General features: G+C 43.4%; 17 protein-coding genes and 1 pseudogene. 14 read left to right on the plus strand and 4 right to left on the minus strand.

Translation table 11 applies throughout. The annotated features are described in order from the left end of the window. The first annotated feature begins 42 nt into the window (after nucleotides 1–42). The 9 genes from rimI (at nucleotide 43) to C7Y66_RS16120 (ending at nucleotide 10876) form a co-directional block, all read left to right on the plus strand. Entirely contained in the window at nucleotides 43–597 is a 555-nt protein-coding gene (rimI, locus tag C7Y66_RS16080) for a ribosomal protein S18-alanine N-acetyltransferase (protein WP_370143944.1), read from the plus strand. A gap of 397 nt (nucleotides 598–994) precedes the next feature. Next, nucleotides 995–3469, plus strand: a complete 2475-nt coding sequence (locus C7Y66_RS16085; RefSeq protein ID WP_015157369.1) for an ATP-dependent Clp protease ATP-binding subunit — start codon at nucleotides 995–997, stop codon at nucleotides 3467–3469. A gap of 97 nt (nucleotides 3470–3566) precedes the next feature. Beyond that, nucleotides 3567–3806: a hypothetical protein gene (locus tag C7Y66_RS16090; protein ID WP_199197468.1), complete on the plus strand. Its 240-nt coding sequence runs from the start codon at nucleotides 3567–3569 to the stop codon at nucleotides 3804–3806. Beyond that, complete coding sequence (locus C7Y66_RS16095) at nucleotides 3803–4213, plus strand: retropepsin-like aspartic protease (protein ID WP_106546393.1); 411 nt, start codon at nucleotides 3803–3805, stop codon at nucleotides 4211–4213. Before C7Y66_RS16090 ends, C7Y66_RS16095 begins: the two co-directional genes overlap by 4 nt. 375 nt (nucleotides 4214–4588) lie before the next feature. Continuing rightward, nucleotides 4589–6814, plus strand: a complete 2226-nt coding sequence (locus tag C7Y66_RS16100; protein ID WP_106546370.1) for an Hsp70 family protein — start codon at nucleotides 4589–4591, stop codon at nucleotides 6812–6814. Continuing rightward, entirely contained in the window at nucleotides 6811–7341 is a 531-nt protein-coding gene (locus C7Y66_RS16105) for a LysM peptidoglycan-binding domain-containing protein (protein WP_106546371.1), read from the plus strand. Before C7Y66_RS16100 ends, C7Y66_RS16105 begins: the two co-directional genes overlap by 4 nt. After that, complete coding sequence (locus C7Y66_RS16110) at nucleotides 7328–9841, plus strand: peptidase M, neutral zinc metallopeptidase site (RefSeq protein WP_106546372.1); 2514 nt, start codon at nucleotides 7328–7330, stop codon at nucleotides 9839–9841. The genes C7Y66_RS16105 and C7Y66_RS16110 overlap by 14 nt, the downstream gene beginning before the upstream one ends. A gap of 88 nt (nucleotides 9842–9929) precedes the next feature. Beyond that, nucleotides 9930–10388 (plus strand): hypothetical protein, encoded by a 459-nt coding sequence (locus C7Y66_RS16115; protein WP_199197469.1) that lies wholly within the window; start codon nucleotides 9930–9932, stop codon nucleotides 10386–10388. 8 nt (nucleotides 10389–10396) lie between these two features. Beyond that, entirely contained in the window at nucleotides 10397–10876 is a 480-nt protein-coding gene (locus C7Y66_RS16120; RefSeq protein WP_106546373.1) for a nucleotide exchange factor GrpE, read from the plus strand. Between the two features lie 123 nt (nucleotides 10877–10999). On the opposite strand, the gene C7Y66_RS16125 is transcribed toward C7Y66_RS16120, so the two are convergent. Beyond that, on the minus strand, nucleotides 11000–11716 hold the full coding sequence (locus C7Y66_RS16125) for an SGNH/GDSL hydrolase family protein (protein WP_158265938.1): 717 nt from the start codon (nucleotides 11714–11716) through the stop codon (nucleotides 11000–11002). An 89-nt stretch (nucleotides 11717–11805) separates the two neighbouring features. Continuing rightward, nucleotides 11806–14616, minus strand: a complete 2811-nt coding sequence (locus C7Y66_RS16130) for a PAS domain S-box protein (protein ID WP_106546375.1) — start codon at nucleotides 14614–14616, stop codon at nucleotides 11806–11808. 591 nt (nucleotides 14617–15207) lie between these two features. Here C7Y66_RS16130 and C7Y66_RS32995 point away from each other — a divergent pair. The 3 genes from C7Y66_RS32995 (at nucleotide 15208) to crtO (ending at nucleotide 17946) form a co-directional block, all read left to right on the plus strand. Next, nucleotides 15208–15336, plus strand: a complete 129-nt coding sequence (locus C7Y66_RS32995) for a hypothetical protein (RefSeq protein ID WP_255409997.1) — start codon at nucleotides 15208–15210, stop codon at nucleotides 15334–15336. A gap of 39 nt (nucleotides 15337–15375) precedes the next feature. Beyond that, nucleotides 15376–15873, plus strand: a complete 498-nt coding sequence (locus C7Y66_RS16135) for a molybdenum cofactor biosynthesis protein MoaE (protein ID WP_106546376.1) — start codon at nucleotides 15376–15378, stop codon at nucleotides 15871–15873. A 372-nt stretch (nucleotides 15874–16245) separates the two neighbouring features. Continuing rightward, nucleotides 16246–17946, plus strand: a complete 1701-nt coding sequence (gene crtO, locus C7Y66_RS16140) for a beta-carotene ketolase CrtO (protein ID WP_106546377.1) — start codon at nucleotides 16246–16248, stop codon at nucleotides 17944–17946. 24 nt (nucleotides 17947–17970) lie between these two features. Here crtO and C7Y66_RS16145 read toward each other — a convergent pair whose 3' ends face one another. Beyond that, complete coding sequence (locus tag C7Y66_RS16145) at nucleotides 17971–18738, minus strand: amino acid ABC transporter ATP-binding protein (RefSeq protein ID WP_015157375.1); 768 nt, start codon at nucleotides 18736–18738, stop codon at nucleotides 17971–17973. Nucleotides 18739–19039: 301 nt separating this feature from the next. Between C7Y66_RS16145 and C7Y66_RS33430 the strand changes: the two are divergent. Next, nucleotides 19040–20592: pseudogene (locus tag C7Y66_RS33430) on the plus strand (ABC transporter permease subunit). 164 nt (nucleotides 20593–20756) lie between these two features. On the opposite strand, the gene C7Y66_RS16155 reads toward C7Y66_RS33430, so the two are convergent. Further along, entirely contained in the window at nucleotides 20757–21317 is a 561-nt protein-coding gene (locus tag C7Y66_RS16155; protein ID WP_106546378.1) for a thermonuclease family protein, read from the minus strand. 89 nt (nucleotides 21318–21406) lie between these two features. On the opposite strand from C7Y66_RS16155, the gene C7Y66_RS16160 reads away from it, so the two are divergent. Then, nucleotides 21407–22567 (plus strand): anhydro-N-acetylmuramic acid kinase, encoded by a 1161-nt coding sequence (locus tag C7Y66_RS16160; RefSeq protein WP_106546379.1) that lies wholly within the window; start codon nucleotides 21407–21409, stop codon nucleotides 22565–22567. The last annotated feature ends 136 nt before the right edge of the window (nucleotides 22568–22703 follow it).

Here is a 22703-nt window from a genome sequence, read left to right on the forward strand (position 1 = left end):
AGATGTGTATAAGAGACAGCTCTCGAAGCCTATCAACGCGAAATAGATAGCCCCAATAGCGAGTTACTAGGATTATTTCTGGAAAAAAATCAGGACAACCAGGACGAGGAGGCAGGTGAGCAGGTGGGCAACTACCAACTACCAACTACCAACTACCAACTACCAACTACCAATTACCAACTCCTAGCAATGGGCTGTTTCTGGGCAATTTTAGATGAAGCTCACATTACCTTGCTGGCGGTTCATCCCGATTATCAGGGACGAGGTTTGGGACAAGCATTGCTTTGGGGATTGATGCAGGCTGCACGCGATCGCGCCTTGGAACGAGCGACTCTGGAAGTGAGGGAATCTAATCAACCAGCTATCTCTCTTTACAGCAAATTTGGTTTTCAACTAGCTGGGCGCAGGCGACGATACTACAAAGATACGAATGAAGATGCCCTAATTCTGTGGCAGAGTGGGTTGCAACAACCGGAGTTTCAAGCTAAGTTGACAGGCTGGCACGATCTGGCAAGCGATCGCCTCCAACAATCTGGTTTCAGCTTAAACGTTCAAAAACTAGAGATTACCCGCCCAGAGTCAAGAAATTTGAGCTAAAAAGCTTGACAAATGACTGATTTTATCCACATAATTTCTGGTTGGAAGCAATTACGCGGCTGAAATACTGATGGATTTATCCCGAATTAAAAGCGACAAGCAATCGCTTTTTCAGGCTGAGTCAAGGGCAGCAATGACAGCAGATAAGCGAAGCTTCTGAGTTGAGGCAAAAATTTTGGCTGCATAAGGCGGTTTTTGCCAGGTTCGATGGCGTAGTGACGCTCTTAGATATGGATTGCAAAGTAGGCGTGGATTAAAAAACTATTAACAAAAGATAAAGATTGCGCTCGCAGTAGGTGAATCCTGAGCTGGTTGTCGGTAATATCAATAGACAGCCAGATAATTAGCATGTGCTAAAATCAGCGTACCGGCACGACTCAGGTGATGGAATACAGCCATGTTTGAACGCTTCACAGAAAAAGCAATTAAGGTGATCATGCTGGCCCAGGAAGAAGCTCGCCGCCTGGGTCACAACTTCGTAGGCACAGAGCAGATCCTCCTGGGTCTGATTGGAGAAGGCACGGGCGTAGCAGCTAAAGTCCTCAAAACGATGGGTGTCAATCTCAAAGATGCCCGGATCGAAGTAGAGAAAATTATCGGACGCGGCTCGGGATTTGTAGCTGTAGAAATTCCCTTCACCCCAAGAGCGAAGCGGGTTCTGGAGCTATCTTTAGAAGAAGCTCGCCAATTAGGTCATAACTATATTGGCACTGAGCATCTCCTGTTGGGTCTGATCCGTGAAGGAGAAGGCGTAGCGGCTAGAGTGTTGGAAAACTTGGGAGTTGACCTATCGAAGGTACGCACTCAGGTAATTCGCATGTTGGGAGAAACGGCTGAAGTTTCGGCAGGCTCCCAGTCTGGACGCACCAAGACCCCCACATTGGACGAGTTCGGTTCCAATTTGACCCAAATGGCAGGAGAAGGCAAACTCGATCCTGTAGTCGGTCGTGAAAAAGAAATCGAGCGCGTGATTCAGATTCTGGGTCGGCGCACGAAAAACAATCCCGTGCTGATCGGGGAACCAGGGGTAGGTAAGACCGCGATCGCTGAAGGTTTAGCCTCTCGGATCGCCAACAAAGACGTACCCGACATTTTGGAAGAAAAGCGCGTCGTCACCCTCGACATTGGCTTGCTCGTAGCAGGTACGAAATATCGAGGTGAATTTGAAGAGCGCCTGAAGAAGATCATGGACGAAATCCGTTCTGCTGGGAACGTGATTTTGGTAATTGACGAGGTGCATACCCTGATCGGTGCGGGTGCAGCAGAAGGGGCGATCGATGCAGCAAACATCCTGAAGCCAGCTTTGGCGCGGGGTGAATTGCAATGTATCGGTGCAACAACCCTTGATGAGTATCGCAAGCACATCGAGCGGGATGCAGCCCTAGAACGACGCTTCCAACCCGTGATGGTGGGCGAACCTTCCGTTGATGAAACTATTGAAATTCTCTTCGGACTGCGCGATCGCTACGAGCAGCACCACAAGCTGAAAATCTCCGATGCGGCGCTAGAAGCAGCAGCCAAACTGTCCGACCGTTATATTAGCGATCGCTACCTGCCAGACAAAGCCATTGACTTAATCGACGAAGCAGGTTCGCGGGTACGGTTAATTAACTCTCAGTTACCCCCAGCAGCGAAGGAATTAGATAAAGAACTGCGTCAAGTATTGAAAGAAAAAGACGACGCTGTACGCACTCAAGATTTCGACCGGGCGGGAGAACTGCGCGATCGCGAAATGGAACTAAGAGCAGAAATTCGAGCGATCGCTCAATCCAAAACAGGTACTACTAAGAGCGAGGGTGATGACTCTCCCGTAGTCACGGAAGAAGATATCGCTCAAATCGTTGCTTCTTGGACTGGCGTACCAGTCAACAAGCTGACCGAATCCGAGTCTGAAAAGCTGCTGCACATGGAAGACACCCTGCACCAGCGCTTGATCGGTCAAGAAGAGGCTGTTAGAGCGGTTTCTAAGGCAATTCGCCGCGCCCGTGTCGGCTTGAAGAATCCCAACCGTCCGATCGCTAGCTTCGTGTTCTCCGGTCCTACTGGGGTTGGTAAAACCGAGTTAACGAAATCTTTGGCGGCTTACTTCTTCGGCTCCGAAGATGCGATGATCCGCTTGGATATGTCTGAGTACATGGAACGGCACACCGTTTCTAAATTAATTGGTTCGCCTCCTGGTTACGTCGGTTATAACGAAGGCGGACAGTTAACAGAAGCCGTGCGTCGTCGTCCTTATACCGTCGTGCTATTCGACGAAATTGAAAAAGCACACCCCGATGTCTTCAACATGCTATTGCAAATTTTGGAAGACGGGCGGTTAACAGATGCCAAGGGACGTACAGTAGATTTCAAGAATACCTTGATCATTCTTACCTCTAACATTGGTTCTAAGGTAATTGAAAAAGGTGGCGGTGGAATCGGCTTTGAATTCTCCTCGGAAGATGCAGCCGAAACTCAATACAACCGCATTCGTTCCTTGGTGAACGAAGAGTTGAAGCAATACTTCCGTCCAGAGTTCCTCAACCGCTTGGATGAAATCATCGTCTTCCGTCAGTTGAGTAAGGCAGAGGTGAAAGAAATTGCCGATATCATGCTCAAGGAAGTCTTCGGACGCTTAACTGAGAAGGGCATTACCCTCACAGTTACCGAACGATTCAAGGATCGCTTGGTAGAAGAAGGCTACAACCCCAGCTATGGTGCTAGACCATTACGCCGCGCCATCATGCGCCTGTTAGAAGATAGCTTGGCAGAAGAAATTCTGTCCGGTCGCATCAAAGAAGGCGATGAAGCTGTGGTAGATGTCGATGACACTGGTAATGTAAAAGTGTTATCGCAAGAGCGCAAAGAGTTGTTGCCGCAAGCAGCCGAGTAATTAGTTTAAGTTAATTTAAATTTGTAGGGTGGGCATTGCCCACCTTATTTTTTTAGTTAAAATGCGATCGAATTATTCAGTAACCGGACTTGGAAGCGTGCCAGAAACAATCCCAGAAATTATAACTTTTGAGGAAATGCAGCATCGCTACGCAGGAAAGTGGGTATTGATTGCCGAGCATGAATCGGACGAAAATATGCGGGTTGTGCGGGGTGAAGTGCTAGTTCACTCTGTTAATCGAGATGAAGTATACGACAGACTGAAAGATTTTCAAGGGCGATCGCTAGCTATTGAGTACATAGGTACTCCTCCCCCAGAATGGGCAGTTATGCTGTGAGCAAACAGAGGCTATATCACGTAAATCGTTGGGATGATCTGCTGTGGTTACGTGTTGCTGTCGGGAATCGAGATGGCAGTAGTATTGTTAAAGTGCGTTTACTTATAGATACTGGCGCTAGCTTTACCACCTTGCCAACTAGAGTTTTACAATTGGTAGGATGCCAGCTAGAGCGACCTTTACGGAGGCAAATTATCACAGCAGCAAGCAGTACGATCTCAGCTCCAGTTGTTGCCGTGCCTTGGTTTAACTGTTTAAGACAACGAATTGAGAACTTTCCTGTAGTTGCCTACACAATTCCGGCAAATGCATTTGTGGATGGGTTGCTAGGTATAGATTTTCTCAGAAAATATCGTGCAATTATTAATGTTGCAGAGGCAGAGATTTGGATTGCAGGTGATGATTAAGGCTTCAGCTATAAGTCAGTAAGGATAAGCACTTAGAGATAGTATTCAAAAATTGGTAAATCACCTATCTTAAGTAAGAATTGATTGTTTTCGAGTGCATATTTTAGCTTTCGCTACCTCGATCTATTATCCGTAATTTTGCTGTTACTTAACTCTGTGTAATTTTGCTGTAGCCATCTACCTATTGGGTCTGTATTAATCGTAGTTAAAGAAATTACACGCACTATCTGTATATGTTGTTCTTTCTTCTTCTCAAGGGAGTAATAAGTTCAACCTAGATTGAATTTCGATCCTTTGTTGCTGCCCTTCTAGTAACAAATGGATGTGCCAGTAATTAAAGAAGAATTCGTATATTAATTAAACCAGGAATAAGTTATGGGTAAAGCTATTGGGATAGATTTGGGAACAACCAACTCTGTTGCAGCTTTTAAGTTGGCTGATGTGGAAGTAATTACAGCTGAGGACAATTCACCTCCAGATAGAAAGCTGACGCGATCGGTGGTGGCTTCAGAGCAAGGAAAGCTTTTAGTCGGAGAGAAAGCATACAACCAATTAAAAGCCGATCCTGAAAATGTAATTACGTCCATCAAGCGTCTAATGGGGCGCGGTTTTAGCGATTCAGCCGTACAACAACAAAAGTCTCACTGTAGTTACAAAATTACCGAGCCGACGCAAGGGACGGAAAACGGAATTGCAATTTGGCTAGGGGGAAAAGAATATCAGCCAGAGGATATCTCAGCAGAAATTCTTAGAAAAGTCGTACAAAATACTAAAAATTATCTTCAGGGAATCGGTAAAGCAGGAGAGGTCATTAACCAAGCAGTCATCACCGTCCCTGCCTACTTTAATGACAAGCAGCGTCAAGCTACCCGTACCGCTGCCTTAAGAGCTGGTTTAACTCCCCTAGAACTACTAGCAGAACCTACCGCAGCAGCGATCTCCTACGGTTATAGTGCCGATGGTGGGGATGTCAAAACAATTTTAGTTTATGACTTTGGCGGAGGAACGTTCGATGCTTCGTTAATCGTAGCTGCCGGAACGCAGTTTATCGAACACGGGAAAGCGGGAGATTTATGGTTGGGAGGAGATGATATCGACTCTCAAATTATCCAGTTTGTGAAAGAAGAATTTGCTCGTCAAGAAGGGCTAGCGGATGTGGACAGCTTGATTGTCAAAATGCCCTTTTATCAACGAGTGAGATTTCATGCAGACCTGAAAATTGCTGTGGAACGAGCGAAGATTGACTTGAGCAAATCTACTTCAGTTCGGATTACACCACCGCCTTTAATTGATGAACTGGGCATGACCATCGATATCGATATAGAACTGACGCGCGATCGCTTTGAGGCAACGATCGCACCTTTGGTAGAGCGATCGATCCAAATTTGCCATCAAGCATTGGAAAAGTCAGAGTATCCACCAGATATGGTAGACGTAGTGCTATTGGTCGGTGGTTCTTCTCAAATTCCCTACGTGCAACGCAAAATTAAAGAAGCATTTGGCGCTGATAAGGTAGTCGTTCACCCCCGCCCGATGACTGGAGTGGCAGAAGGTGCGGCTATCGTTGCCGCAGGACTTACAGACAAAGTAGGAACTGTGTCTCGCAACTACTTTATTAAGCTAGAAGATTCCCAGCAGAAAAATCTCAGGCACAAGGTGATTAGCCAAGGTGACATCTTACCGGTGGCAACTTCACACACCTTTAAAACGGTGGCGGACGGACAGCGCCTTATTCACTTTGAGTTTTTTAGTCCTGACGAGGTGAGAGCTGAGCTAGATCGCATAGATCGAGATGAGTCTATCGGAGAAATGTGGTTGAGCTTAGACCAACACTATCCAAGCGGTACAGAAATTCTCGTCAATTTAGAACTGGATGAAAAAAATAACGATCTGAAAATTCGGGCAACGTTGAAAAACGATCCTTCAGTGAGTGTCAGTTGTACATTCTCTCGCGGTCGGTCGGATGAAAAAGTCTATCGGGATCTTAAGCAAGCGATCGCCAATCTCAATGAAATGAATTTAACCGCTTATGGAGTTGAAGAAGCTCTCAAGCTAGCAGTACCCGTTGTGAACAAAGCAAATCAAATTATCGATCGCAGAACGGGAGAAGAACTCGCCGATATTCGCGATCGCGCCCAAGACGATTTGAAGAAATTCCAAGTATCCATGTCACAGGAGCGATTGGAAGCTGAGTATTTAGTTAGTGAATGCCGACGAGTAATTCAGCTTTGTGGTTCTCTAATTCCTCAAGAACAACAGCAGCGATTGCAGAAGCTAGCAACACAGCTAGAAGAGGCAATTGAGAAGAATAACGAATCAGCAATTCAGTCGCTATCAGAGGATGCAGAACGGGAACTCGGCAACCTACCTAATGAAGTACAACTAGTCAGTGCGTGTCGAGAGGCGATTGGTCGAGCAAATGCCACTGCGCCAACGCAAGCTAGAGCAATGGCTGACAAGCTTTCGCGGATGGTGAGCGCCCTAGAAGACAAAAATGGACGTGAAGTAGATCGCCTGTGGCAAGAACTTCAACCCGATGTGGGTCATTGGCTCAAGCAAGATTCACCCAAAAACAGCATAGCTATAGGGCTAACGCGATGACGCATCTCCTAAATTGTCCCGTCTGCGGATATAAAGAAATTGCTGGTAATAGTTGTCCTAACTGCGATACCGATATTTCCTTGTTGCGATCGCTCGCGGAACTTCCCACATTAAATTCGTTAGCAACTCGCAAAATCACTGGATGGCAAGTGGGAGCCGCTCTAATAATTTTAATTATGGGTATTGGTTTAGGAACGCTAAGTAGTTTTCTATTCTTCAATCCGGCACAGTTACTTACTACCACTATCAACTCTCCAAGTCCTGTTGTTAAGGGTGCTGATCCAACGCCCTCATTACTCACACGTAAACCTGTCGAATATTCACAGCAGACTTCACAACCAACTCATTATGTTACTAAGCCTGGAGACTCACTATCAAAAATTGCTGAACGCTTCTATGGGAATGCTGCTTTATGGAATTCTCTAGTTGAAGCTAATCCGAAGCTCACAGGAAGAGAAAACTTTTTAGTAATTGGAGAACTGCTACTTATTCCGAAACGTGAGGAGGCTTGTCGTGGGAGTTTTTGATGCATTTGGTAAGTTTATAGATAATGCTTGGAAGACTAAGGAAGTCTTTGACAAAGCTGCTATCGCCAAGCAGGAATTCCAAAAAGCAGAGCTAAAGGCTCAAATAAAACATTTCCGAGAGGCAGCTAAAATTACGGAGGAAATACTCACGTCTTGGTTATGGAATGGGTCGTTTGCAAGGCAATGGGTTCAAGAGATTGCTATAGGCGATTTTTTAGAGCATGTAAAAATAAAGCAGGATGAGTGGATTCGGAAAGTTTTTGAGGCTGACACACTAGCTAATCGTGCTAAATCTCTACTGGAGAAGGATACAGCCAATCCTTTAGAAATACAATTCTTAAGCGAGGCACTTACTTTATTTCAGGAAAGTAATCAACTAATATATGATGAGGCTTTTATTCAATCTGCTAAAGAATGCGAACGAGAAATTTTACGGCGGCGAAAATTTCAGTCTATCGTGGCGAGTGCAGAAGATCAGGCAAAAAAGCTCTTGTTTAAGCAAGCCGTCAAAACGTACTTTGAGGCTAAGCAGCTATACCAAACTACTACAGTTGAGACTGCCTTAAAATTTTGTTCGTCTAAAGTTATTCAAGAAGAAGCCTATGAAACTGTACTAAGGCAAACTCACCAAGCTTCTCAAGAAGGAAAACTAAGAGCAGCGATCGCGCTTTTGGAATCTGCTTTAACTAATTTTCCCCGCCCAGATGGAATTGAATTACTAAAGCAGTTAAAATGCACTATCAAAGGCAGAGAAAAGTTTCGGGCGGGACTGAGTGCTGAGAAACTTGGTGCTTTTCAAGAGGCAACACTTATGTATAAAGAGGCAAAAACCCTTTTAAGTGAGCCTAATGAATGCCAAATTCGATTAGGAATTGTGGCAATTAAGATAGGGGATTGGAAGACAGCATTATCTCATTTGAATGACTTATCTGGAGAACAAGCTGCTTACTTGCGCGGATTTGTCCACGCTAAACAAGGAGATTTACAGCAAGCCCATAGAGAGTGGCAGTCTTCCACTCATACAGCAATTGAATCGCAAAAAGAGCTGCTCAAAAGTCTAGCCCAAAGACAACGTTTACTAGCCATCCAAAATATTGAGCAACTAGTTAAGGCTGAAAATTTAGATAATGCTATGGCAACGAGTACGGCATTTGTGCAAAAATTTGGTTCTAACTTATTAGTTCAGGAAAATCTCGATCACTATATTCTGCCGCGAATAGAAACAGATGTTTGGCAAAATTCAGACTGGAAAGCTATTGCTGATACAGCAGAGCAAGCCTGGCTTACAAAGCCTAATTTTACTTCCTTGCACAATTGGGTGGTTGCAAATTACTACTATGCCTTAGCTAAGCTGCCAGAAGCGCAAGAGTTTGATTCGCTACAAAATTTGATTGTTGCTTTATCAACAGCATTAGCAAATATACACCAAGATCCAGCTCTAAAAAATATCCCTTGGTTGGGTAATCAACAAGTTGATTATGATTCAGTTTTTTCAGATTTACTGCGAAGGCTAGAAGAAGCAATTGATGCTACTAAGGATAGAGATATTACTCAGTACTTGAAACTACGCGATCGCTATCGGTTGGAGGTAACAGCCTTGCGTTTAATAGGTCAGCCACCAACAAAAGGTATGAAAATGAATGATATTTTTGTTACACCTGGTTGTTACGAGCGTTATTCTAAGCAGATAGCATCCAAATGGATAGGTTCTATTAATTTGAGCCAGGATATCCGGCGATCGCTCTACACGCCTTGGGGATTAGCTGTCGCTGCTTGTATGGAAGGAGACATTCAAAGAGCAATACAGCTTAAGCCTTCTATTAAATCAAAAATAGAGGCAGAATTATTTGCTCAGAGATTTATAGCTTATCATGAAGGATGCTATCTATTACAGCAACAAAAATGGAAGCAAGCAATTTCTCCACTCAAACAAGCACAAGCAGAAATTAAAGCTACAACTGAGTGGCAAGCAGAAGTTGACAGATTATGTGGAATTCAGCGCCAAGCAATTATAGACTTTAATGAGCATATAGACTTTTCTCTATTTTGGTACGATCTTTTAGGTAGCTCACCTGCTAAAAGCTATCTGGTTGAGTATAGAGCAGAACACATTAGAACCCAGCTAGTAAATGAAGAGATATCTTTACAAAAAGCATTGCAAGAGCTGCGAATAGCCCAGCAAATTGACGAACAAAATCCGATTTTAATTGAAATAATTGAAAGGTTGGAGCTACAACAAGAACTTGAAGAAATTGATAGGTTGTTCAAGAATCATCGATTTGAAGAGATGGTTAGTCGAGCTAAGCGATCGCGTCATGAGCGAGCTCGTTACATCGTTGCCGAATTTTTTCTAGAAATTGCTATTAAAAATGTTAGTAAAGATAATTTAAATTATGAAGAAATAACGGTTATAAAACAACTAGGACGCTGGGCTTATGAAATCTGCCCTAATGAACCTGCATTTCAAGAAGTGTATCGCTTAATGAGAATACCGTATTAAGAGATGGCAAACGCAGCTAAGTGAAAAATCTTCAGAAATGTCTCGCTCCGCTCTACGTGAAAAGTTAAATACTTCTAGAAGAAGCTTAATGAATAAAAATCTAAATCCTAATTCAATCAATCCATACGATATTTTAGGTATTTCACCATCTGCCTCAAAAGCTGAAATTACTAAGGCAGTGGCAATGGCAATGAAGCGCAAACAATATCCCGTAGATGTCATTGCCAAAGCTCAAAAAAGCCTGATGAAAGCTGAAGAACGTATTATTGCTGATTATTTACGTCCGATTTTACCTACTGTTAAAAGATTCAAGTATAGTGACTTATCTGCCTTAGAACAGCCACTACCAAAGTTAGAGCTATTATCAGAATTTGACGAACTAGATGGAGCGATCGCGCAAGCATCTGCCGAGGAAAGCTTAGAGCAACTACCTTTGGAAGTAAATATAAATGATAGAAATATCCATCGTAGCGATCGCTTTGATTTAGCAAATAATTCTTCAGCTCCCAGCATAGGCTTAGAACAACAAGATACTATTACTATTTAGGAATTCCCATGTCTGATGCAGTTCAATCTTATATCCTTACGCAAGACTTACGCGACTTACTCGCACAAGAAATTAGCACTTTAAAAAAGCAAAATATTTTACTGCAACAGTCAGTGCGAGAACAAAAAACTATAGCAGCAGCGGTAAATGAAGAGCTGTTTTTAGAATTATTAGAAGTTGGAGATACTCTAGAAGTATTGCTCGATTACCTAGCAAATAACTCTACTCCAAGTTCAGAATTCATTCAGCGATTACCTAAGTCTTTAGGAGCAGTCCAATGTAAGTTTCTCAACATTCTAAAAAAACGTCAAGTTACTACTATAGAAATAGAAGGAACACAGCCAGATTTTAACTTGTGTCGTGTGGTAGAGCGAGAAATACGCACTGATTTGGCAGATCAAACTATTACAAAAGTTGTCCGCAAAGGATTTTATTTAGATGAAAAAGTGTTGCGTCCAATTGAAATTATTACATCTAAATTAGAGTGAAAATTAGTTGTTACCTTCTAATCGGTATCCCAGAAGGAGAAATTTTAGTCGGATCGACAGTAATTAGTGAATTCTCTCGATAATAGTAACTAGTCGTGCCGTCACTTTCAGCTCATCACGAGTTCAATTTGCCTTCAACATTGCATCTTTAATGGCTTGATGCCCGAAATCATTAGGATGAATGAAATCGTTGCTAACTAAAGTACTAGCACCACGATTGAGCATGTACTGATAAACGTCTGCCCACTTAGTATGATATCGCCGCGCGATCGCTTTGGTTGCATCCCGATATTGCCGATGTTTTGTAGTAGAACCTGCATTATAGGGCGGGTAGAGAGAATAACCAGTAGGATTTATGTAAGGGGGAGAACCAATAACAATATGACTGGGAGGGATTCCAGCTGAAATTAGTCCCGCTACTACTTCATCTAAATCATTTTGAAAGTTCATTGTCGAAAAATTAGCTCCGTTGTAGCGCAGATCGTTTAAGCCGTAGAGAATATAAACATAATTAGGAGAGCGCTGAATGATATCTTGCTGATAGCGATCGCGACCGTTATTTGCTAAAACTGGAACAGTATTTTGTAAAACTGTAGCCGAAATTGCTTGGTTATCTTCTTGCAGATTCAAAGCATTTGTTACTAAGGTAGACCAGCGATGACTACTGTTTGATGCACCGTCACCATACGTAATACTATCACCAAAAAAAATCGCGATTTTATGTCCAAAAGTTACACTCGTACTACCATGCACGACGATCGCGATCGCTATGTATAATACACCTAGTAAGATTGAATTTAGTAATAAAACTGGATGTTTAGAACTTTTGTGACTGTTCAATAGAAATACGCTCCTCAACTGACGAGATTTTTTTCAATCTTGTCAAATATAGTTAATTTTAAATCTATTTGATTTTAAAATAACCAAAGCTATTCTGTATCCAACAACTGGCGAATAGTTCTCAGTAACTCTTGAGCAGTGTAGGGTTTGACCAAAAATGCCTTAACCCGATCGCCTACAGCCGCCAACGATTTATCGTTCGCTGCCAACCCACTTGTAGCTATAATTTTGACTTCAGAATTCAGTTTTTGTAACGTGCGAATCGTCGTGACACCATCCATTGCAGGCATCATCATATCGACCATCACCACGCTAATTTCCGAGCGATGTTGCACGTAAATTGCGATCGCATCAATCCCGTCAACCGCAGTCAGGACTCGATAATTATGTGCTTCTAAAGAAGTTTTAATAATCTCGCGAATTGCTACTTCGTCATCTGCAACTAAAATCAATTCTCCATGACCAAATGGAATTTCTCGTTCGGGCGATCGTGGCTGTTCTTCAGCCTCTTTTGCAGGTAGATACACCTGAAATTGAGTTCCTTTTTTCTCCTCACTCGTGACTTGAATAAATCCCCCGTGTCCTTTGGCAATTCCAATTGCGGTAGAAAGTCCTAATCCAGTACCTTTCCCAATGTCTTTGGTTGTGAAAAACGGCTCAAAAATTCTCTCTTGCACTGCTTTTGACATGCCCATTCCTGTATCTGCAATGGTGATGACAACATATGCACCAGCCTTTGCTTCTAAATGCATCCTTGCATAGTGTTCGTCTACTAACAAGTTCTCAGCCGCAATTTTTAAAACTCCACCATTCGGCATTGCATCGCGAGCGTTGACGCACAAATTCATTAACACTTGATGCAGTTGCGTAGCGTTGCCAGCCACCGCCCATAAATCTGGGGCGATATCTGTATAAACTGCTATTGACTTAGGAAAAGTCTCTTTGATAACTTGTTTGATTTCTGCTAATAAATGTCGCAGTTGTAAAACTGTTTGTTGTCCTTCAACCCCACGAGCAAATGATAGCACTTGCTCGATCAAAGCCGCACCCCGCTTTGCATTAGTCTCGATTGTTTGTAAAATCTGCAAGTTGCGCATGTCGTAGGTTTTCAACTGCAACAGTTGGGCTGACATTAAAATTGGAGCCAAAATATTGTTTAAATCGTGAGCGATACCACTTGCTAAAGTACCGATACTTTCTAATCGCTGAGCGCGTAAAAATTGAGTTGTCAGTTGTTTTTTCTCAGTAATATCTGTATCGACGCATAAAATCGATTTGGGTTGTCCTTGTTCGTCGCGCATCAACGTCCAACGGCTTTCGACGACGATCTCTTTGCCAGCTTGCGACACTTTTTCTAACTCGCCATACCACTCACCTGTGCGAAGAACTGTTTGCAAAGCTTGGGCGTGTAAAGATGCTTTTTTGTATAACAGCTCAAATGCACTCCTGCCTATAGCCTCCGCTGCTGTCCAACCATATAGCCGCTCTGCACCGCGATTCCAATATAATATGCGATCGCTACTGCAATCTTTGACCAAAATGGCATCGGTAGTGACATCTAATAAAGCAGCCTGTTGACGAATCTTCTGTGCCGCTTGCTTACTTTCAGTAATATCTTCAACAATATAAGCAAATCGAGCATGATGCTCTCTGCCAGTAATCGCCGAAACTGTGGCTGAGAGCCATTTCTTCCCTGTTGGTGTCTGATGGGGATAAACAAATTTGACGGGAGTTGGGCTGCGTTCTGCTTCTCGATAACGTTCGATCCAAGTTTGAATGTGATGCTGCGGTACTCCCATTTCGCTAGCAAGTCGATGCTGCATCATCTGAGGAGATAAGCCGAAAAAATTGGCAGCAGCAGCGTTGTCAGAAATATGTAAAATATCGTTTTCGCGCAGTTCTACGATCCCCATCATCATGGAGGCGCTGTCATAGAAACTCCGCAGAATCGATTCGCTTTCTCCCAATGCGGCAGCTGCTGTAACGCGATCGCTAATATCGGTTAAAATGCTGACGAAATAGAGCAATGTTCCCGTATTTGAGAATACGGGGGTAATTTTTATCTCGCTCCAGAAGGTTTGTGCGTCAGCTCGATAATTTAATAGCGTAGTTTGCAATTCTGTATTTTGAGCGATCGCCCGCTCGATTTTGGCGATCGCTTGCGGATCTGTGGCTGTTCCACAAAGTAAGCGCCAATCTTTGCCTAATACTTCTGTTAGTTGGTATCCAGTCATGCCGCAGAAAACTGAATTAGCATAGACAATCGGACACCCTTGCTGATGCGGATCGGTAATGAAAACCCCCTCAGAAACAGCAGCCATTGCTTGAGCCAGCATCAAATTTTTTGCCGATGCTTGTTTCAGAGCTGCAACTGAGCGATCGAACTGAGTATGAGCTATGGTTAAATCTGCTAACTTGCGCTGTAATTCTAACTGGGTAACGATCTGCTGGCTGAGAACTTTGAGTATGGCAATTTGTTCGGGATTTAACTCTCGCGGTACGTAATCGATGACGCACAAAGTTCCCAAGGCGTAACCTTCCGGTGTTACCAATGGTGCGCCAGCATAAAATCGAATTTGTGGATCTGTCGTGACGAGAGGATTAGTCGCAAATCTTTCGTCCTGCAAAGCATCTGGAACGATGAATACATCTCGTTGTAAGATTGCGTGAGCGCAAAAAGCTAAATCGCGATGGGTCTGAGTGACGGTTAAACCAACTTTAGACTTAAACCATTGCCGATCGCGATCGATCAGACTAATCAGAGCAATCGGGGTAGCGCAAATCCGAGCAGCGAAATGGGTAAGACTATCAAATTCAGCTTCAGGCTGAGTGTCTAAAATTTGGTATTTATTGAGGGCTGCAAGCCTCATAGCTTCATTTATAGGCGCTACAGCTTTCATACTCTTCCCTACGCTCAATTACGCTCTTTGATTATTTTTCCCCTTCGATCGCTCTGGAAAAACAAATAGCTTTGATTCCGTTTTTGCTGGCAGGTTATCTATTCTGAATCTTAGCGATCGAGGCAAATAGATCGCGATCGCTAGTTTATGCTGTTACTCCACTCTATTTATTTGGATAGATGACAAATACGTGAATATTGCTTTTGAATTACCGAAATCGCTATGGGGAACGCTAAAAAACCTTTTATTATAGTAATGTTTTTATTTGACTTTTGTTATATTTTTTTTGACAATTTTTAATCATTTTCAAACAAAATACATAAATCTAGAGAGTAATTATTTTGAGTAAAATTACTCAAGTAAAGAAGCGATCGTAGTGCCGAAAAGCTAGTATACGCGATCGCTCTTTACAACACAATTGTCCCAATAGATAAAAAATCTATATAAAACTAAGTCGCGAATGCTGACGAAATTGTTGAGAAAAGTTAAGAAAGGCAGTTATCAGTAAAGAGTGACTAGTGACTAGTGGCTGGTGACTAGAAAAGATTTCAGCCACTAGTCTCCGAAAGAGTGACTAGTGACTAGTGGCTGGTGACTAGAAAAGATTTCAGCCAAAGCGTCATCGGTTCCACCAGCCACTCATCAACAACTGTCAACCAACAACCGTCCCAAGCCGGATATTTTGGCTCAAAACCCGCCCCTACGAATACTTGCTACTAGAATAAATACAGTCCTTCTGAACGCAGAGAATAGGAAAACGTGAGCAACGCGGGAGTTACTACTAACTACCTCTCATCTCCAGTCAAAGCGAGATCGGAAGATAGCTTTGCGATAACTTTTGCACCTTTGTCTTTAGATGCAGTCTATGCCCTTGCCGATGACCCAGGTAATGGAGCGATTGTCGTTATGAGTGGGATGGTGCGCAATCAAACTGACGGCAAACCAGTCGTATCGTTGGAGTATCAGGCATACGAACCGATGGCGATGCAGATCTTTAAGCAAATTGCAGTGGAGATTCGCCAACAATGGCAAGACGTGAATCGAGTCGCCATTCACCATCGCATCGGCAAGTTAAAAATTGGCGAAATTAGCGTTTTAGTCGGCGTAGGTTGTCCTCATCGTTCTGAAGCGTTTGAAGCCTGTCGCTATGCGATCGATACGTTAAAGCATAATGCCCCAATCTGGAAAAAAGAACACTGGCAAGATGGATCTTCGAGTTGGGTAAGTATTGGGGCGTGCGAGACTCAAGGGTGCTAAAAGTTGATCCGGTGGGCAATGCCCACCCTACAATTGATTTTGACCACGCTTGATTTTTGACTCAATTAGTTGCTAAAACCAAGGGCAAAAATCAACACAGCACCTATTACTGCTAAGATTGAAAGCACCATACCTGCATTTGGACTACCTTTGAAGGAATAGTTTTTGTCATCCATTAGGTATACCTCTCTTTTACAAAGCTACACGTATTGTCACACTTTGGCGTTTTTGCGCGATCGGTCGCGCGAGAGAAATTGACTTGATGCGGCAGTAAAACATAGCCCTTATCTTTATCTTCTACCCCCAGACAATTGTATATTCTTTGACTTCTGCCTAATATCGGAGAGAGATAATGAGGCTGGAGTAGAGAATATGCAGGCTTATGATATTGTCATCATTGGGGCAGGACACAATGGCTTAGTGTGCGCGGCTTATCTATTAAAAGCCGGATATAGTGTTTTATTATTGGAAAAGCGCTCTGTTCCTGGTGGAGCAGCAACGACAGAAGAATGCTTACCTCAAGAAGCACCAGGATTCAAATTTAACCTTTGCGCGATCGATCACGAATTTATTCACCTTGGACCAGTCGTTCAAGAACTAGAACTAGAAAAATACGGATTGGAATATCTTTATTGCGATCCGGTGGTTTTTTGTCCGCATCCAGATGGCAAGTACTTTTTAGGTCATAAATCTGTTGAAAAGACTTGTGCGGAAATCGCCCGCTACAGTCAACGAGATGCAGAAAAATATGCTGAATTTACAGATTATTGGCAACGGGCGCTCGGTGCGATGATTCCGATGTTTAACGCTCCACCAAAGTCATTATTAGATATTCTCGGTAACTATGACATTACCAAAATAAAAGATTTATTTTCTGTCATTGGTTCTCCCTCAAAAACTTTAGACTTTGTGCGTACCATGCTCAGTAGTGGGGAGGACATGGTAAACGAATGGTTTGATTCTGAATTTTTAAAAGCACCCTTAGCTAGGCTCTCATCAGAACTGGGTGCGCCTCCTTCGCAGAAAACCCTTGGGATTGGTGCAATTATGATGGCAATGCGTCACGATCCGGGGATGGCTAGACCGCGTGGTGGTACGGGTGCATTAGTGCAAGCTTTAGTGAATCTAGTCAAAAGTAAGGGTGGTGAAATTCTTACCGACCAGCATGTAGAGAAGATTTTAATTGATAACGGTCGGGCTGTGGGTGTAAGAGTTGCTAATGGTCAAGAATATCGAGCCAACAAAGCTGTTATTTCTAACATTGATGCTCAGCGAATATTTCTACACATGGTAGATCCGAGCGAACTGGATGCTGCCGAACCGCATTTACGCGAAAGATTAGAACGTCGAATTGTCAACAATAATGAAACAATTCTTAAAGTCGATCTAGCAATTGATAAACCACTATGTTTTGAGCATCACGAACACAAAGATGAGTATTTAATTGGCTCAATTTTAATCGCCGATTCCGTCAGCCATGTAGAACAAGCACACAGTTTGTGTACGTTAGGGCAAATTCCCGATGCGAATCCATCTATGTATGTCGTCATGCCGACAGCGCTCGATCCTTCAATGGCTCCGGCTGGAAAGCATACAGTTTGGATTGAATTTTTTGCACCATATCAAATTGCTGGGGCAGAAGGTACGGGGTTAAAAGGGACGGGTTGGACGGATGAGTTGAAACACAAAGTTGCCGATCGCATCATCGATAAACTAGCAGAATACTCTCCTAATGTAAAAGATTCCATTATTGCCCGTCGAGTAGAAAGTCCGGCTGAATTAGGTGAAAGATTGGGTGCATATAAAGGTAATTATTACCATATTGATATGACTCTCGATCAGATGGTTTTCTTCCGTCCTTTGCCAGAAATAGCTAACTATAGAACTCCGATTGATGGCTTATTTCTCACGGGTGCGGGAACTCATCCAGGCGGCTCAATTTCGGGGATGCCAGGGCGTAACTGCGCTAGGGTATTTTTGCAGACGCAAAATCCGCTATCACAAACGATCAAGGATGCAAGAGAGTCGGTGAAGTCAACTTTTGAATCTGTATTTGGCACGAAACAAGGTTGAATTTTCAGTTGAATTTTCAAATTCTTATTGATGGTCTAGATCGGGATTCAAACGGCTCAAAAACGTTCGCAGTCGATCGCTTCTCGGACTAACTAAAACTTCCCGAGGCGAGCCTTGTTCTTCAATTTGTCCTTGATGTAAGAACATAACGCGGTTGGCGACTTCTCGCGCAAATAGCATTTCGTGGGTGACGACGATCATTGTCATCCCGTCAGCCGCAAGTTGTTGCATCACGCGCAAAACTTCCCCTACCAGTTCTGGATCTAAGGCACTGGTAGGTTCGTCAAATAGCATGATCTGGGGGTTCATGCACAAACTACGGGCGATCGCAACTCGTTGTTTTTGTCCGCCAGAAAGCTGTTCGGGATAAACGTTAGCTTTTTCAGATAAGCCAACTTTTTCTAAATATTGTGCGGCAAGTTGGGCGCTTTCTTTTTTAGATTTTCCTAACACCTTTTGTTGTGCCAGGGTCAAGTTATCTAATACATTCAGGTGAGGAAACAAATTAAATTGTTGAAATACCATCCCGACTTGCGATCGCAGTTGACGCAGCACGTTGCGGTTGAGATTGGGACGCGATATATCAATATCATTGACAACTAAACGCCCGCCATTAATGGCTTCTAGACGATTGAAGCAGCGTAGCAGGGTACTTTTGCCACAACCAGAGGAACCGATAACAGCAACGACTTCACCGCGATAAATTTCACCGCTAATTCCTTTGAGGACTTTGAGGGAACCGAAGTTTTTCTCTACACCTTCAAATGCGATCGCGGGGGTAGTACTATTCATACCTACGTTGGAAGTGGTTTGAGTTGGTTACAGGGTATTTTAACAGTGACCAGTGACCAGTAATCAGTTACCGGTTATTGGTTTCATTGCGCTGTAGAGTACAACTTCAAGAGCCAAGATCGGTTATCGTCTGCTCGAATTTCAGCTATCGGTCACTGGTCACTGGTGACTGGTGACTGATAACTGATTTAATGTATTCTATGGCACAATACTCTCGTGTAGAAGGGGATAAAAGGAAGTTTAACTCACTGAAATTTAACTCATTACTGCAAGTATAGAAAATGCATAAGGAAAAGAAATAATGGCTACAAGTACGATCCGGTGGTTGCGTCGGTATTTAGTTATCAGCTTATGCTGCTTGCTGCTAGCGATTGGCTGTGGTAGTAATAATTCTGGTACTGGTGGGACGGGGGATACAGGCGGTACGAAAACATTAACTGTGGGAACCGAACCCGCATTTGCGCCATTTGAGTTTAAAGGTACAAATGGTGAGTTGCAGGGGTTTAGTATCGATCTGATGAATGCGATCGCTAAGTCGGCTGGATTTACAGTCAATTTTCAAAGTTTACCCTTTGATGGTTTGATTCCCGCTTTACAGGGAAAAACGATCGACGCAGCTATTAGTAGCATGACGATTACTAAAGAGCGATCGCAAACAGTTGATTTCTCTCGTCCCTATTTTAAGGCAGGGTTGGCGATCGCGGTTCGGAGCGACAACCAAGATATTACGAATTTTGTCAGTCTCGAAAATAAAAGAATTGCCGTTCAAATTGGTACAACTGGGGCGGAAGAAGCCAAGAAAGTTGCAGGGGCGAAAATCAGTAGTTTTGATTCTGCACCTTTAGCTTTACAAGAATTGAAAAATGGTAATGTGGATGCAGTTATTAACGATGCACCCGTCACTTTATATGCAATTAAAAATGCTAACCTTTCAGGGATTAAAGTTGTTGGTCAATTGCTGACAGAAGAGTTTTACGGTATTGCTACGGCTAAAAATTCTCCTAACTTAGCTTTAATTAATCAGGGAATAGAGACAATTTTGGGTGATAATACATATGCTCAAATTTATAAAAAATGGTTTAATGCCGAACCGCCTAAATTGCCAGAGAAATCGCCATTTGCCAACTAAAAAACTCGGATCTCGCAATTATGACTAATGCATTCGAGATTATTTTTCAGGCAATTCCTACTCTACTAGCTGGTGCTTTAGTCACGCTCCAATTAACAGCCTTTTCTGTCCTTTTGGGATTAATTGGTGGTTCGTTAGTCGGAATTGCGCGACTTTCTCATATCGTCCCTTTGCGCTGGGTGACGAGGGCATATGTCGATTTTTTTCGAGGTACGCCATTGTTAGTCCAAATCTTTATGATTTATTTTGGCTTACCCGCGATCGCTCAACAAATCGGGTTTGATTTTTCTCTGGATCGTTTAGCTGCGGCAGTGTTAGCTTTGAGTTTAAATAGCGCGGCATATATTGCTGAAATTGTTCGTGCGGGGATTCAATCAATTGAGTTAGGACAATCGGAAGCTGCTGAATCTTTGGGTTTAGATTCAGTTCAAACTATGCGCTATGTCATCTTTCCTCAAGCTTTCCGCCGCATGTTACCACCTTTGGGAAATGAGTTTATTACTTTACTTAAAGATACGAGTTTGGTAGCGGTCATTGGATTTGAAGAGTTGTTCCGCAAAGGACAGTTGATTGTTGCCACCAACTATCGCGCTTTTGAGATTTATGCAGCTGTAGCGATCGTCTATTTGTGTTTAACTCTGCTGTCTTCTCAAGGATTTTCTTGGTTAGAAAAGTGGCTTAATCCCGTGGCTCGGCAAAAGCAGCGATCGGCTAAGCTGAGTTAGGAAGTTTGTGAAATTGCCATCGTAAGTTAATGATAGTGTCACACAAAGACGAGGACACTTCCGTGCGGGGGTGGCGCTATCGCGGACTTCGTCGCCCCCCGTTGAAGAAAGTGTCCGTAGCAAAGACGCAAAGTAATTTTTAAAGCATCAGCGCAAGGGGTTATTTACTTTTTGGCACTGCGATACTTCCAAGGGGTGACAAATTGAGCATCGCTCCATACGCCTCGGCGCTTTGCTTGTGCTTGGGTTGCGGCTCGTTCTACCACTGCGGCGCTGGGGCAGTTTTTTAAGTAAGGTGTGTAGACTAATGCCAGTCCTTCCCGCACCATAACTTCTTGGACGAGAGTACCGTCACCCAAACGCACTTCACTCACTTTTCGCCCGTAGCGATCGCTATCTGTAATTGTTAAATTAACGCGATCGCCTCCTTGATGAATTAATTTTTGTAACCGCTGCTGTGCCTGAAGTCCCCATTTAAATTGATCGACATCTACACGGCTTTGGCTCGCTCTTTCTTTGACAGAATGGGGGATCTCTGGTGCATCCACGCAAGCAAAACGAACGGTAAACTCATCGCCCTTAGCGTTTACCACCCTGATAGTATCGCCGTCACTGACGCGCTTAACTGAATATGCCGCAGCACCATAGCGCGGCTGACATCCTGTTAAAAACAAAATAAAAATAATTGTGAATAAATACGGTAATAGCTTTCGGATGAGTTGCACTGGTAATGGGTAATGAGTAGTTGGTAGTTGGTGGTTGGTGGTTGCTCAGAATTACTCTGCTCCCTGCTCCCTTTCTTCACTGATAACTAATGACCTTAGTAGTTGGTTTAATTAGCGGTACGTCTGTTGATGGCATAGATGCCGCTTTGATAAATATTACAGGCAGAACTGAAGATATTCAGGTAGAACTGTTAGCGGCAAACACTTATCCTTATCCTACCGATTTGCGATCGCAAATTTTAGCAGCTTGTAAAGGTGAAGCCATCTCCATACCTCAATTAGCAGCTTTAGATGATGCGATCGCGCTATGTTTTGCTCAAGCTGCTCAAAACATCCAAGCCGGACATCCTCCCGCCGAATTAATTGGTTCCCACGGACAGACTGTTTTTCACAGACCACCCGTTTTAACTAGTAGAGACGTTGCGGGCAACGCCTCTACTACTCTCGGCTACAGCCTTCAACTAGGACGCGGGGCTGTTATTGCTCAACTCACAAATACTCCAACAGTCAGTAATTTTCGGGTAGCAGATATTGCTGTAGGAGGTCATGGAGCGCCTTTAGTGCCGAAAGTTGACGCTTACCTGCTCAGTCACCTTCATGAGGCGCGATGCGTCCAAAATCTCGGTGGAATTGGAAATTTAGCCTATCTTCCTCCCCGCAGTCATGTCAACTGGGAGGAGAAAGTCAGAGGTTGGGATACGGGACCAGCCAATACTTTATTAGATCTCGCAGTCCAGCACTTAACTGATGGCGCACAAACTTACGATCGCGATGGCAATTGGGCAGCTAGCGGTACTCCTTGTCATCCTCTTGTAGAACAATGGCTCAGTCAAGATTTCTTTCACCTCCCACCACCCAAATCGACAGGACGAGAGTTATTTGGCTGGGAATACTTACAACAATGTTTAGTTGATGCTCAAAGTTACCAATTGAGTCCAGCTGACTTGCTAGCAACTTTGACAGAATTCACGGTTGCGTCAATCGTGCATAGTTACCGGACATTTTTACCGCAAATGCCAGAGCGAGTCTTTTTATGTGGCGGTGGTAGTCGAAATTTATATTTAAAGCAGCGATTGCAAATTCATCTAGACATACCAGTTTTAACAACAGATGAAGCAGGATTAAGCGCCGATTTTAAAGAGGCGATCGCATTTGCCGTTCTAGCCTACTGGCGACAACAAGGCATACCAGGCAACTTACCTCAAGTGACTGGGGCAAAGCAAGCAGTTTTGTTGGGTGAGCTTGTGTGAGTGGTTAGTGGCTGGTAGCTAGTGGCTGGACTTTTCTCTCTAGTCACTAGCCACTAGCCACTAGTCACTGATAACTGATAACTGATTTTGGGCAGAATACTAATGACAACTAGAGACCACAAATTTTTGCTGTGGC

This window comes from Chroococcidiopsis sp. CCALA 051 (assembly GCF_003015105.1).
Classification (GTDB): domain Bacteria; phylum Cyanobacteriota; class Cyanobacteriia; order Cyanobacteriales; family Chroococcidiopsidaceae; genus Chroococcidiopsis; species Chroococcidiopsis thermalis.